The organism is Cellvibrio sp. PSBB023 (assembly GCF_002007605.1).
GTDB lineage: Bacteria > Pseudomonadota > Gammaproteobacteria > Pseudomonadales > Cellvibrionaceae > Cellvibrio.
Genome location: NZ_CP019799.1, coordinates 40,727 through 54,749, shown reverse-complemented (window position 1 = coordinate 54,749; position 14,023 = coordinate 40,727). Strand labels below are relative to the sequence as shown.

At 49.1% G+C, this 14,023-nt stretch carries 15 protein-coding genes; 13 read left to right on the top strand and 2 right to left on the bottom strand.

The window, feature by feature from the left end; all coding sequences use genetic code 11:
• The first annotated feature begins 38 nt into the window (after positions 1–38).
• The 10 genes from B0D95_RS00245 to B0D95_RS00200 are packed head-to-tail and all read left to right on the top strand — an operon-like array spanning position 39 to position 5,103.
• Positions 39–1,214, top strand: coding sequence for an ExeA family protein (locus tag B0D95_RS00245; RefSeq protein WP_078042014.1), 1,176 nt, complete (start codon positions 39–41; stop codon positions 1,212–1,214).
• Entirely contained in the window at positions 1,214–1,504 is a 291-nt protein-coding gene (locus B0D95_RS00240; RefSeq protein WP_078042013.1) for a hypothetical protein, read from the top strand. Before B0D95_RS00245 ends, B0D95_RS00240 begins: the two co-directional genes overlap by 1 nt.
• Entirely contained in the window at positions 1,504–1,713 is a 210-nt protein-coding gene (locus B0D95_RS00235) for a hypothetical protein (protein ID WP_078042012.1), read from the top strand. The genes B0D95_RS00240 and B0D95_RS00235 overlap by 1 nt, the downstream gene beginning before the upstream one ends.
• Before the next feature lie 2 nt (positions 1,714–1,715).
• Positions 1,716–2,480 carry a DUF3164 family protein gene (locus B0D95_RS00230; protein ID WP_078042011.1) on the top strand — a complete coding sequence of 255 codons (765 nt, stop codon included), beginning with the start codon at positions 1,716–1,718 and terminating at the stop codon, positions 2,478–2,480.
• 1 nt (position 2,481) lies between these two features.
• Positions 2,482–3,189 carry a DUF2786 domain-containing protein gene (locus B0D95_RS00225; RefSeq protein ID WP_168172376.1) on the top strand — a complete coding sequence of 236 codons (708 nt, stop codon included), beginning with the start codon at positions 2,482–2,484 and terminating at the stop codon, positions 3,187–3,189.
• Positions 3,189–3,413, top strand: coding sequence for a TraR/DksA C4-type zinc finger protein (locus B0D95_RS00220; protein WP_078042009.1), 225 nt, complete (start codon positions 3,189–3,191; stop codon positions 3,411–3,413). The genes B0D95_RS00225 and B0D95_RS00220 overlap by 1 nt, the downstream gene beginning before the upstream one ends.
• 11 nt (positions 3,414–3,424) lie before the next feature.
• A complete protein-coding gene (locus B0D95_RS00215) occupies positions 3,425–3,820 on the top strand; it encodes a hypothetical protein (RefSeq protein WP_078042008.1) in 396 nt (131 codons plus the stop codon).
• Positions 3,817–4,326, top strand: coding sequence for a DnaT-like ssDNA-binding domain-containing protein (locus B0D95_RS00210; protein WP_078042007.1), 510 nt, complete (start codon positions 3,817–3,819; stop codon positions 4,324–4,326). The genes B0D95_RS00215 and B0D95_RS00210 overlap by 4 nt, the downstream gene beginning before the upstream one ends.
• Positions 4,307–4,738 (top strand): gp16 family protein, encoded by a 432-nt coding sequence (locus B0D95_RS00205; RefSeq protein ID WP_078042006.1) that lies wholly within the window; start codon positions 4,307–4,309, stop codon positions 4,736–4,738. The genes B0D95_RS00210 and B0D95_RS00205 overlap by 20 nt, the downstream gene beginning before the upstream one ends.
• An 8-nt stretch (positions 4,739–4,746) precedes the next feature.
• Positions 4,747–5,103: a Mor transcription activator family protein gene (locus tag B0D95_RS00200; protein ID WP_078042005.1), complete on the top strand. Its 357-nt coding sequence runs from the start codon at positions 4,747–4,749 to the stop codon at positions 5,101–5,103.
• 205 nt (positions 5,104–5,308) lie between these two features.
• On the opposite strand, the gene B0D95_RS00195 is transcribed toward B0D95_RS00200, so the two are convergent.
• Positions 5,309–5,821, bottom strand: coding sequence for a DUF1993 family protein (locus tag B0D95_RS00195; RefSeq protein ID WP_078042004.1), 513 nt, complete (start codon positions 5,819–5,821; stop codon positions 5,309–5,311).
• A gap of 233 nt (positions 5,822–6,054) precedes the next feature.
• Here B0D95_RS00195 and ybaL point away from each other — a divergent pair, with 233 nt between their 5' ends.
• Both ybaL and B0D95_RS00185 read left to right on the top strand, forming a co-directional pair.
• Positions 6,055–7,782: a YbaL family putative K(+) efflux transporter gene (ybaL, locus tag B0D95_RS00190; RefSeq protein WP_078042003.1), complete on the top strand. Its 1,728-nt coding sequence runs from the start codon at positions 6,055–6,057 to the stop codon at positions 7,780–7,782.
• Positions 7,783–7,937: 155 nt separating this feature from the next.
• On the top strand, positions 7,938–9,101 hold the full coding sequence (locus B0D95_RS00185; RefSeq protein WP_168172375.1) for an AraC family transcriptional regulator: 1,164 nt from the start codon (positions 7,938–7,940) through the stop codon (positions 9,099–9,101).
• A gap of 74 nt (positions 9,102–9,175) precedes the next feature.
• Here B0D95_RS00185 and B0D95_RS00180 read toward each other — a convergent pair whose 3' ends face one another.
• Positions 9,176–13,090, bottom strand: a complete 3,915-nt coding sequence (locus B0D95_RS00180; protein WP_078042001.1) for a glycosyl hydrolase — start codon at positions 13,088–13,090, stop codon at positions 9,176–9,178.
• 358 nt (positions 13,091–13,448) lie between these two features.
• On the opposite strand from B0D95_RS00180, the gene B0D95_RS00175 reads away from it, so the two are divergent.
• The gene (locus B0D95_RS00175; protein WP_078042000.1) at positions 13,449–14,018 is read left to right on the top strand and encodes a DUF1566 domain-containing protein; all 570 of its coding nucleotides are present in this window, start codon (positions 13,449–13,451) and stop codon (positions 14,016–14,018) included.
• Positions 14,019–14,023 lie beyond the last annotated feature (5 nt).

Here is a 14,023-nt window from a genome sequence, read left to right as displayed (position 1 = left end):
GGCATAGCGCAGTTGCCCGCACATATTCGGAGTTAACCATGCTTGCTTTAAAGAAAACATTAAACGAATTGGGGCTGCTACAAACCGCCCTTGCTATTCACTGCAACGTGAGCGACGCCACGATTGCGCAGTTGCTTAATCATGGCCTGTGGCCAAAAACGGAGGCCAAGGCAAAGACCTTGCGCGAGAAAATTTTGGAGTTCCTCGCCCCATACAACTCAGCCAATGACGCGGTGTTTGATGTGGTTGAAGCGGAGCCAATGAAACATTTACAAGCAGTGCCCAAACCCATCGTTCCAAAAGCTGATAACAAGTCCGAGGAGGACGACCATATGCTGTTACGCCGCCAGTCATTAAAGCCTGAAGCAAAGCGCCACTTTGGCGTGATGCGTGATCCGTTTGCCGATTTAACCTGTGCTGAGGATATGTGGGTTAGCCCGGATATTCGCTACGTGCGCGAGTGTATGTTTACCACCGCAAAGCATGGCGGATTTTTAGCAGTGGTTGGCGAAAGTGGTAGCGGTAAATCCATCATCGCTACCGACCTTGAGCAGCGCATTCATGATGAGAATTTACCTATCACGCTAATCAAGCCTTATGTGCTTGCAGCAGAAGAAACTGAGAGCCGCGGCACTATGTTGAAGTCTGCACACGTTGCTGAATCCATCCTGCGCACTCTCGCTCCCAACTCACCGGTACGCATCGGGCCAGAGGCGCGCTTTCGCCAAATTCACAACGCGCTGATCGAAAGCCACAAGAGCGGTTATAGCAACTGCATCCTCATCGAAGAAGCGCACTCCATGCCCATCACCACGCTGCGCCATTTAAAGCGCATTCTGGAATTGCGCATTGGTTTTACTCCGCTGGTGAGTGTGATTTTAATCGGTCAGCCTGAATTAAAAATCAAACTCAGTGAGCGCAATGCGGACGTGCGTGAAGTAGTGCAGCGCTGCGAAATGGTGACGCTAAACCCCATGCGCCCTGAATTGGTAGAAGAGTTTTTGAGCCACCGTTTTGCGCGGGTTGGTGTAAAGCTGGAAAACATCATCGATCAAACCGGCATTACTCGAATTGCTCAACGCTTAGTTTCTCGCGCACAAGAAAGCCAGCTCTATCCGCTGGCTATTGGCAACTTTGTACTCGCCGCCATGAACATTGCAGCAAACATTGGTGTACCGGTAATTGATGAATCGATCATTGATGAGGTGGTGTGATGAGCCAGGAAACGTTCTGCCCGCACGCAGAGCGCCTCCTGGCTGCGGCCAGCTGTGTGCAAATGCTAAGTGAAGCTGGGCACAAACTTATTTCGGTCAATGTGACCGATAAAGATGCGGTGATATCCATTAGCTACACACCAAAAACCAAAGCGCTTGACGGTAAATCGGCGGGCGTGACTTGTATTAAAGGTGCGTATTTTTTTGTTTATCAAAAAGCCATTGCGGGTGTGCTGGTTCGTTGGTTAGAGCCTTATCACGACGCGCAGTTAATTCGGAGGCTGCACTAATGGACGTTCAACGCTATCAGAAACAAGACCTCTCAGCCGCCATGAATTTGATGAATATCCACATGGCAAAGCTGACCAAAGCAGTTGAAGCAAACAGCTACCCTGAAGCATGCAGCGCGCTGCGTGCGCTTCAGGATGAATGCAATAACGCGAGCAAAGTGGCTGCAACGCTGAGCCCGAGTTCGCACTTGAATGATCAACGGAGGTAAGTATGGAGCTCTTTAAAAAACTGGTGGCGGCGGGTATTCGCTTCCGTAATACGCCAATTGTCGATGATGACTTCCCTGTTGTTCGCGACAGTTTTGATTGGTTGCTTACTGAGGCCGAGCGTTCGCTAAAACCCGTTACTGTTGCAAACAACGAAAACATACCCGAAGGGTACAAAGAGGATGCATCGGGCGCGCTGCGCCCGATATCCAGCATCAAAACAATTGATTTGATGCGCGATGAGTTGGTGCAAAAACTGGTTGCCCGCGCGACTGAGTTGAATGCGCAATTGAAGGCATTCAAGCAAGAGGCGCTGACAGAAATTGCAGCATTTGTGGAACTGAGTGCTGCTGAACACGCTGTAAAACTCGGTGGCCAAAAAGGCAATGTAACGCTCACAAGTTATGACGGTGCATTTAAGGTTCTACGCGCTAACCATGACTCTATTTCGTTCAATGAGCAGATCCACGCTGCCAAGGAATTGATTGATGAATGCCTACGCGATTGGACGGGCCGCCCAGGTGTGCCGCAGGGTTTGGTTGCTGCTGTAAATGCGTCGTTTAAACGTAATGCCCAAGGGCATCTCAGCGTAAGCCGCATCATGGAAATGCGCACCTATGATGTTCCAGACGACCGCTGGAACAGGGCGATGAACATCATCGCCGATAGCATTCGTGTGTTGGGCACCATCACATATTTGCGTATCCAAAAACGCCTGGGCCGTACTGAAAAGTATGAGGCCATTCCGCTTGATATTGCGGGGGTGTGAGATGGATCCAAAAATATTGGACAAGATTAAAAAGTGCTTGGCACTTTCTAGATCTGACAATGCAAATGAAGCTGCGACCGCATTACGCCAAGCTCAGGCCCTGATGGAAAAGTACAACGTCAGCAGCGAAACCTTGGAGCTGAGTGAAATTAACTTCAGCGATGTGGATGCTGGTGCAGGTAAAACACCACCGCGCTGGATTGCCATGCTCATCAATTTAATTGGCTTAGCGTTTGGCGTTGAGGCTATTTATAAAACCACGCGTGGGCCGTTTGATTCAACTTACAAGTCACGTGTTGAGTTCATTGGCTTTGATAGCGCACCTGTGATTGCCCAATACGCGTATGCGGTGCTGCTGCGTCAGCTTAAAAAAGGGCGCTCGGATTTTTTGGAAACTCAAAGCAAAAGGTTAAAACGCGCCACGCTAATTAAGCGAGGCAATCTTTATGCTGAGGGCTGGATTGAATCTGTCTACCACAAGATCACGCATCAGCCGCTAACCGAAGAACGCCTGGCATTAATCCAACGTTGGAAGCAGGAGCGTCATCCCGATTTACAAGAGGGTAAGGCGATTGCTCGTACTGACAAGGTGCGCCAGAACGATCAGCACTCGTACTCACAAGGCCGCCGTGATGGCCGCAACGTTGTGTTTAACCAAGGTGTTGGTGCAGATAAGCGTACAGCAATAACGCACCAAGGAGCTGTGTAGTGAGTGACATTGCAGATAAAGCAAATGACGCGATACAAGAGAACCTTGATCGCATCTTGGCACAGCGTCAAATGCCATCCACTGAACCAAGTGCGTTGGAATGTGAAGAGTGTGGAGCCGATATTCCAGAGGCGCGCCGCATTGCAGTTCCTGGAACTGAGCACTGTACAGAGTGCGCAAGCATGTTGGAGCGTAAGCGGTTTATTAATGGGGTAATGGGGTAATGGGGTAAGTGATGGTTGCCTATAACTTTCAAAAGCAGTTTGCCGATGATGTTGAGTCTGGCAAAAAAACTCAGACCATTCGCAAAGCAGGGAAGCGTAATCCGCCCAAGGTTGGCGATGCACTGCAACTGTATACGGGCATGCGCACAAAATCTTGCCGCAAGCTTGCCGATGTGATTTGCACAGACATTAGAGTAATAAAAATTGTGCCTAAATTTGGTGAAGTACTGCTGCGTTTAGCTGATGGCATTAACTGGGTAATCATCGACTCAAAACATAATTTGCATCAATTGGCATTGGATGACGGGTTTAACTCAGAGGAAGAGTTCTTTGCCTATTTTGAAAAAGATACCGATGAAAACGATATGTTTCATGGGCATCTTATTAAATGGGAGCCTACAAAGTGAAACAGTGCATTCCTAACGATTGGCAACCACAAGACGCTACCGTGCAGCTGCTCGCACAAAATGGCGTTAACTGCGAATTCACGCTCTCTCAAGTGCTGGAGTTCCGCATCTATTGGAGTGAGCGCGGTGTTCACCACCATGCCTGGAATTCCAAGTTTATGAAGCATGTCATGCATGAATGGCGTCGTCATGAAGTGGAAATTGCCAAAGGTCAGTCGATGCACATCATGTACAGCGCCTGGCAACCTTTGCAGCGTGCGTTCGATATCCTCGCCCGCCAGGGTATTAGTCAACAATTCGCCCTGGATCAATTGCCTGAGTTCGTCCTGTACTGGATGGATCGCGGGGATATCAGCAATACCTGGAATACCCGCTTCATTCAGCATGTGCGCTACAAGGTGCAGAACCAGCAGTCTGTATCGACTAAGACCACCAGCATGCGTGAGCAATTAACGGATCGCTCCTGGGCAACAACGGGAGGCGGCAATGCCATCGAAAAGCTCTGATCAACGTGCGCGCCTAATCCAGCTAATCCACATCGCCGCAAATGAATTGGGTATGGATGATGATAGTTATCGCCAGATGCTGGCTAACATTCCCCAATTGGAAGGTGCAAGAAGCGTTGCGAAGCTACCTATTCCAAAACTCAAGCTGGTTTTGGAAACCCTGAAAGCCAAGGGCTTTAAGGTCGTTCCAAAGACCGCCAAACCGCAACGCAAACTGGCAGACGACCCTCAAAGTAAACTGATTCGCCACTTGTGGCTGAGTTTGCATACGGCCGACAAGGTACGTGATCCATCGGAACAAGCGCTAGCCAAATACGTAGCCAGGCTGACCAAGGTAGACCAGTTGCAGTGGTTGAATGGCAAGCAAGCTGCCACGGTTATTGAATCGCTGAAAGATTGGCTGGAGAGGTAGGTATACAAATGAAGAACTCAGCTATGGGGTCTCGCCGCGATGCGTTTCTGGATGATCTGTCATCCCAGGTGGCTCTGGTGTTGCGGGAGTTGAATATAGATGAGGCTAAAGCGGATATCGCCGCAAATGAAGTGACCGCCAAGGTTGTTGCCAACTTTGGCGGCGAACAGCTTTACATCCCGAAGGATTACACTCATAAATTACAGGCACGTGCCCTGGCAATCTATGACGCGTGCAATGGTCGAAACCATGCAGAAGTAGCAAAGCAGTTCGATATATCTGTGAGCTGGGTATATCGGATATACAAGCGCATACACGCACAAACAATCGCCAAAAACCAACGCGATATGTTCAATTCCCACTAACTTTGGCTTTTGCCCATAGTGAAACACCTTTCCATTTGTCGTCCCACTATATCCCCTGTAGTCCCCGTATATCCCACTAAATATCTCGCTGAGTAATAGTATTTATCTCAAGTCCTAACATATAAAAAAGCCGCCCGGTGGTGAAACTCGGGCGGCTTTTTTAGGGTTCACAGACAGTGAGTTGTTATCGCTCACCTCTGGTAACTCAGTTTTTGTAAGGCATTGCCCCCAAATAATCCTTCTTGCCTACATCTACACCGTTGTGACGCAGAATGGCGTAAGCAGTGGTGATATGGAAATAAATATTCGGGATTGCATGTTGAATCGCAAACTCGGTACCGGTCAGGTATTTACCTTCCCAGCGCGGTTGACTGATATGACGCTCTGCCGCGCCGTCAAAATCTTCCGGCTTGACGCTGGCCAAATAATCCAACACTGCTTGGATGCGCGCTTTTAATTCAGGCAGGGTGGTTTCGGTATCCGCATGCACAGGCGCTGATTCGGTTTTACCAATCAGGCGCGCTACGCCCAGCTTGGCGGTATCGCACGCGATTTGCACCTGGCGAATCAGGTTGAATTGATCGGGCGCGAGGCGCGAATTCAACAGCACAGACACATCAAATTTTTTCGCTTCAGCCTGCGCCGCACCCTTATCAAGAATCGCGCTGAGGTTGTTGAGGGCCTTGGTAAATTGCACCACGGTAAGTTCGTAAAACATGGCATTCTCCTGTGAATGACAGAGGGAGGCACCATCCAGAACCGGGTTTTCCGGCAGCCGGATGGTGCAGAGATAAATCCGGGACCGAAGGGAAGTGGGGCTATAGTTGATGCTATTCAATGCCCAGGGCGTAAATAGGCCGGTAAAAAAGTGCAACTTTTTGGCAGATTACTTGCATTGATTTTGCCCCCGCAAATATAGTTAACCCTCATTCATCAAGGACTTAGCTACTTATGCCACATGACATTAGCCTAATTACGACTATTGCCGCAGGCCTCGGTCTGGCGATGATTTTAGGGTTTATCGCCGCGCGCTTACGCATGCCACCCCTGATTGGTTACCTTATTGCCGGCATTATTGTCGGCCCCTCTACCCCCGGCTTTGTTGCCGATGTCGCACTCACAGCCCAGTTGGCAGAAATTGGGGTAATGCTATTGATGTTTGGCGTAGGCCTACATTTTTCAGTGGGCGATCTGTTGGCGGTGAAACGTATCGCCGTACCGGGCGCCATGCTGCAAATCACCATTGCCACCCTGCTCGGCGCCGGTGCCGGTTATTTCTGGGGCTGGGGCCTGGCGGAATGCCTGGTGTTTGGTTTATCCCTCTCTTGTGCCAGTACCGTGGTACTGCTCAAGGCACTGGAAGCACGCGGGCAAATTGAAACCCTCAATGGTCGTATCGCCGTGGGTTGGCTGGTGGTTGAAGACCTGGTGATGGTATTGGTGCTGGTACTCCTGCCAGTTATCGCCGGCATCATGGGTACGGTTCCCGCCGCTGACGGCCACGCTCCGGCGACCAATGACCAGAACATTGCCATAGCACTGCTGATCACCCTGGGCAAAGTGGCAGCCTTTGTGGTGTTTATGCTGGTGGTCGGCAAACGCTTGTTACCCAAATTACTCTGGTGGGTGGCCGGTACCGGTTCGCGCGAATTGTTCAGCCTCTGCGTGATTGCCACGGCAGTAGGAGTCGCCTATGGCTCTGCGCTGTTGTTTGATGTGTCTTTCGCACTGGGCGCCTTCTTTGCAGGCATGATGCTGCGCGAGTCAGAATTCAGCCACCGCGCCGCCGATGACTCCCTGCCCCTGCGCGATGCCTTTGCGGTATTGTTTTTTGTTTCGGTCGGCATGCTGTTTGACCCGCAGATTCTGCTCAACGAACCACTGAAAGTGCTCGCTGTGGCCGCCATTATCATGTTTGGTAAAACCATTGCCGCTGTTGCACTGGTACTCGCCTTTCGCTACCCGCTCAATACGGCACTGATCGTAGGGGCGAGCTTGGCCCAGATCGGTGAGTTCTCGTTTATCCTGGCAAGCCTGAGTATCAGTTTGGGGCTGATGGATATTCAAGCCCAAAACCTGATCCTGGCCGGGGCCTTGGTGTCCATCGCCCTCAACTCCCTGATGTTTACCCTGCTGGAACCTCTGCGTAATTGGGCGCTCAAGCATTCCGCGTTCGCGCGCAAATTGGAAATGCGCGACGACCCATTGGCCGTGCTGCCAATGAGTACCGACGAAGTGTATCTCTCCGGTCAAGTCGTATTGGTCGGCTATGGTCGCGTAGGGCGCCGCATTGCAAAAGCCCTGGATGAGCAGCAAATCCCCTACGTGGTGACTGAAGCCAATCGCGCCATTGTGGAGGAACTGCGGGCACAAAATATTCCCGCCGTGTGTGGCGATGCTGCTGACCCCAACGTATTGATTCAAGCCCATATCGCCAAAGCCGGAATGCTGGTTGCCGCGACATCCAACACCTTCCATGTGCGTCAAATGGTTGAGATTGCGCGCAAACTCAACCCTAAAATTGAAACGGTGATTCGCACTCACAATGAAGACGAAGCGGAGCTCTGGGAGAAGGAAAAGGTAGGCAAAATCTTCCTCAGCGAACAGCAATTGGCTGCGGGGATGGCAGAACATGTTTTGCACCGAATGGGCAAACACAAAATTGCCGCACCACATTAACCGCTAAAAACAAAACCCCACCCTCAAAAGTGGGGTTTTGTTTTAGGACGACTGGATACCATGACATATAATCAGGGCAGCTATTGGCTCTGAGATAATCGCACCAACACATCGACGGCAAAAACAATAATCATAAAAGGCAGATAACAATAACCATGAATGAAACAGTCTTTAATATTCACGATTTGGTACTGGTAATGACCGCCCTGCAATGCGCAGGCTTTGCATTATTGTTAATTGTCACCAATCCCCCTAGCAACAAAAGCAATTATTTTCTCGCCGCATTTTTATTGGCGCATGCATTTATTCCAATGCATGAGCTGATTTTATGGGGAGAGGATTTAAAAATGATCGCCCTCAACAACACACCGCGCTTATTTTTATGGATTGGTTTTGGTTATTACCTGGATGCAGTATTGCTGTATTTTTATGTCAAATCACTGGTGTTTGATGGATTCCAGCTGCAAAAACGCGACGCCTTACACCTGATTCCCCTCGGCCTATTTGCGCTCTTTCTCGACATCACCTTTTACAGCCATTCGCTGGAAGTGCGTATTGCCATGATCGACGACGATATTTATATGTACAGCCCCGATTACCTGTTGATGGATTTCCTGTGCAAAGCCACACGCATTGGCTACTGTGTGGCCGCCCTCTTTCTGATTATGCGCTACCGCAACCAACTGAAAACCATTCACTCCAATATTGCACGTGTTGATATTCGCTGGCTCATCTCGCTGGTGGTCGGTTTTTTAATCATTGTAATGACCGAAGCGTTTCTTGCCTGCGCCAAACTGGCTCACTTGTTTATTGATTTTCACCCGGATTGGTTTCGGGTGATTGGACTAACGGGTTATTACGTTGTTTTTGCATTGGTGTTCGCACTCGTCTTCAGCAGCATTCGCTACTTCTCCGGTTTTGTACCTGTGCAACAAGAAGAACTGACCAAAAAACCACTGGAAGACAAACTACTCAATAGTCACTTTGCTGAAAAGATCGACAATATGATGCGTGAGCACAAACCCTACCTGCAACCAGACATCACACTGGATATGTTGGCAGAAACACTGAATATTCCCGCACGCGATTTATCACTGGTATTTAGTCGCCATTTCGACAGCAATTTCTATGATTTTATAAATCGCTACCGCATAGAAGAAGCCAAAAAAATGCTCGCCGATGCTAAATACAAATCCAAAACCATTACCCATATTTATTTGGATGTGGGCTTTAACAGTAAATCAGTATTCAACACCTTCTTCAAAAAACAAGTAGGGCAAACACCCTCTGCCTATCGGCAAGAACATTTGTCGCAATAAAATTTAACCATCGCACATAAAAAAACGCGCGCAGTGGTTTGCGCGCGTTTTTATTTTTACCCAACAAATGGTGATTAATACACCTCAAAATCCCACAGCGAATAACCATAGCCCGTGCCGCGCTCAGTGCCATACAAACGCACATAGCGGGCATTGCCATTTACCGCAAGCGTTTCTGTTCCACCCATACCGGATGTGGTTTGGTAAATAGTGGTCCAACTCATGCCGTTGTTGGAGGTTTGTATTGCATAGCTTTTGCCGTAGGCTGCTTCCCAGTGCAACACAATTTGGTTGAAACTGTAGCGCGCGCCCAAATCCACCATGATCCATTGCGGGTCCGACGCCAAACTTGCCCAGCGTGTGGTTGCACTGCCGTCAGTGGCATTGGCAGCCACCCAGGCTTCGCCTTCTGTTGTTGATGCGACTGTGGGGCGATTCAACGCGAGATTGCCAACAGGTGTCGCTATCGTACTGCTGCTTGAAGTGCTGCTTGCACTGGATAGTGATGCCGACGATTCTGATGAAGAAATCACGCTGCTCCAACTACTTGCCGATGATGAAGGTGCACTACTGCTTGAGCTGGTTGAATGGCTTGAGCTGCTTGATGATGGATTGCTTGAGGAATGACTAGCACTGCCCGCAACAGAAAATTTCATCCAATTCAAATTGATTACCTGATTGAATACCAGTCGCAATTTATGTGCACCCGCAGGCAAGGTTACCTGCGCTGTTGCGTTGTCCCATAGTTGCAAACCACCGGTAGCCGGCACATTAATTACGGCTTGTTGTACGCCGTCGACCAGCAGATTAATGGTGCCTGCCGCTTCGCTGGCTACGCGTAAATTAATGTCATAGGTATTGGCGGTGCCGTTCAGATTGTACTCCACCCAGGCACCAGCGGTGACATCACTCAGGTTAAGGAAACCGGAAACATCCTGGGTTTCTTCCACGCGCACACCATTACGCGTTGCATAATTTTCTGCCTGTACCACTTTTGGCAGTGTGTGTTGGCTGGCATCGCCATGCAGCGGCATGTTGACATAAATATTGCCTAGTTCAGCAAGCACGCCGGACTGGCGATAATCAAACAACCCGTTGAAGGGATGTCCATTGCGGCGACCGGTAAACCAGGCGTAGCGCTCCATGTCCGGGTTATTTTCAAAGGAATCTACCACTTGAATCAGCATGCGTTTTTGCTCATCCAGATTTTTAACAGTTTCCCAAGCTGAAAATTCAGTCATCCAAATGGGACGGCCATATTTTTTAAATTCATTCACATACCACTCAATACCATGCACATCGGGCATGTAGGCGTGAATTGAAATAGCGTCCACCTGACAGGTTGGGCAGAGTTCAAAAAAATCATCAAAATAATCAAACGGGCTGTAATAGGTAGTGCCATTTTCCGTCACGCAGTGGCCACAAAAATTCATTGCCACACTCACAATTTTTAAACCAAACTCATTGGCAATAGCTTCCAAACGTGGCCACTGTGCAACCGCTTGCGATGGTGTCATGTTTGCCTGGTCGATAAAGTTAGGTTCATTAAAGGCGAGGATATATTTCACATCCGGGTGCGCTGCAATATACGCGCGCATGGCCTGGTCGTTAAAATTCCCGTTCCACGCCATGGGCACAAATTCAACGCCGTATTGTTGGTAAACATCTTTCACCATCAAGTCAGGGCTGTGGCTCCAGTTGTACCACCAGCTGATGCCTTTGGAAATAACCGCCAGATCTTCCACTGAATGGCTGCCATATCCCAAACCACGTTTTGGACTTTTGTTGTTATTGAAATCACGGTCAACAAAGATCACGGTTTTCGCTGTGGAACTTAATTCGCCATCGCTCACGGTTAAGGTGACGTGATAAGAACCTTCCGCGGTATAAGTGTGATTGGTAATGGCGCCGGAGCCAGTTGTGCCATCACCAAAATCCCAGCTGTAGGTCAGTTCATCGCCATTGACATCCACCGATTTGCTGCCATCAAAGGTAATAATTGCCGGTGCAATGCCACCCATAATAGAAGTTTTAATGGCTGCAGAAGGCGCGCGATTAACAACCGAACCATTGGTGCCAGGATCTTTTGCTGCCTGCCCGCCAGAGAGATACACATCGTCAATACTGATGCCCGCAGTTTCACCAACGCCCAGCACTTGCAACAATTGGCGTACATCAAATAAATCCAGGTCTTTCGCGAGTTCGCTCATGGGTATTTCAATTTGATGCCACTGACCATCGCGCACAAAACCGTAGGGATCATTACCGGCTTTGAACTGAATCCACTTCTGGCCAATGCCTTCCAACGAGCCGCTTTTGAAACCGATTTGGAAATCGCCGGTGTGCGATGTTTTGAGTGAGAAATGCAATTTTGCATCGGCATTATCAAACGCAGTGAGATTAAATCCATCGCGCGCGGTTAAACCCATACCGTACCAACCTTTGCCGGTGGATTTTAAATGCAGCGCGGAATTGCCTTCGGCATTGCTTCCCTCTTCCAGGGTCAGGGTGTTCTCCCACAGAAATAAATCACCGCTCACCCCAAAGGCAAATTCACCGGCATTTTTGTGGGCGGGGGTTTCCGTATAAATACCAAAATTACCGAACTCCGGCGCTTGCAACGCAACGCTCTCAGTCAGGTAAATATTGTCGAATGCAATTTCCATAGCAGCCGCTGGACCGGGGCCAAAAACACTGAAAAAGGTTTTGATGGTTTCAAAATCCAGGTTGCCAAATTTGCTCAAAGGAATCGCGACGTGATGCCATTCGCCATCGCGCACCAAACCGTATTGATCGCCGCCTTCATTAAAATCGACTTTACCATCGCCACCGGAGGTACTGGCCATACCGATGCTAAAACTGCTGTTGGAATTGGTTTTAATATCCAGGTGCAAGTAGCCGTGTTTGTAGTTGCGCATGTTGTAGTCTTTGTGCACCAGCCCCATGCCCCACCAATCGCCCGCGGCAATTGAATAGGCCAAAGCACCGCTGCCTTCCGAAGGCGTAGTAGCAATGCTGGTCATGTTATTCCACACATACAAACTGGTGCGATCACCCCAATTTAATTCATTCAATACCGGTGTGGTTTCTGTGCTGATACCAAAATTGCCGCTGGGCAAATTGTCATTGGCGACATTCAATTCGGTATGCTCATTGGCGTAGAGACGCACATAGTCGACATACATTTTTGCCGGGAATGGCGCGGTGATTTGTGCGGGGTCGGTGATCTCCACAAAATTCCAACCGCCCACAGCGAGGTTCAAAATAATGGATGCGGGGTTATCGCGGAACTCCGACATATTCGGGTCGGTAATATCCATATCGAAATAAGGATTGCCATCCACACTGATGGTTACATTGGTCGGCGTCCAATCCAGGGTATAGGTGTGATAGTCTTCATAGAGATTTACGGGCAAGGTGGTGGACTGCGCATAGTCTGCTTGCAGCCAATCACTCCAGGTGCCCGACTCGTGCCACCAATGCAGTGCCGCTGACACAGATTTGTTCACCGTGCCATCCAACTGTGCGGATTTATAACCGGCTTCCAGAATGTCCCACTCACCGGATTTGGGCCAACCGTCCAAACCAAAATTAGTGCCCAGCATCCAGAACGCGGGCCAGAGGCCATTATCCAAACGCGGCAATTTAATCCGCGCTTCCAGCGTGCCGTATTTAAATGACATGCGGCCATTGGTGTGAACGCGCGCCGAGGTAAATGCTTTACCTTCGTACGCTTCGCGTTTTGCTTCAAGCACCAGTTTGCCATCTTCTATATAGGCGTTTTCGCTGCGCGCGGTGTAGTACTGCAATTCGCCATTGCCGTTTCCATCGCCGCCCACTTTATAGGACCAGATGCTATTGTCGATTCGCGTCCCGTTGAATTCGTCTGACCAGATAGGTGTGGTTTGCGCAACAGCCGGGGCGGTCATAGTGAGACCCATACCCAGCACCAGAGCGCCTTGGGTAAGGTACCGCAAGGAAGTTTTCATGGTGTTACCTGCATCGTTATGGTTATTGAAAATGTAGTATTAACAAAAGTTCTCTCGTCTTACCCCGCTGGTGCGAGGGCCAATTAAGACCTATGCAGTTTCCACAAGAATATCGCCGCAAGCGTTCGGCTAATCACAACCACAAAAAATAATCGGTTTGCCTGATGCGCAGCAGCCGAACGTCACAAATTCACAGAGCTAATGCTTTCCAGTTATGGCAAAAAACCATCCCACTTTATGTTTTTGCTGGATATTGCACAGTCTTTTTATGTAAAACGGGTTTGATACGCACTCAATAATTTTTAAACGACACACAAAATACTATTCAAAAAAATGCTTCAACAAGAGATGTCACACAATGAAATTACCAATAGCCATAGCCACTATTCTTACCAACGCGCTGGTATTGAATTGCCATGGAATGACCGCTTATAGCTTTCTGGATGCCGCAGGAAAAGTCACCCATAACAACGCGAGTTGTGTGACTGTGTCGGAGACTGGTTTGACCTGGGAATTAAAAACCGATGACGGTGGTATTCACGATAAAGACAACCGCTATCGCTGGGGCGGTGCAGGGGCTGAACAGACGGGAAAAGGGTTTTACGATGATTGGAATAACTTGCTCATCACCAGCAACAAAGAAAAATGGTGTGGTTTTAATGACTGGCGCGTGCCCACCATTGATGAATTAACCACGCTGCTGATAAATGCAGATAATAATTTGCGCGATAAAACGCCGGTAATTGATAGCGCTATTTTTCCGCTCACGCTGGATGCGCCTTACTGGTCAGTATCCACTTATGCTCATTATCCCGAACATGCACAAACTGTCGATTTCAAGACGGGGGCATCCCATTATTACAACGGCTTTCGCGGGAATCCTTTGCCGGTACGATTGGTTCGCGGCGCGATAAAAACTCCTCGCTAAAAAAG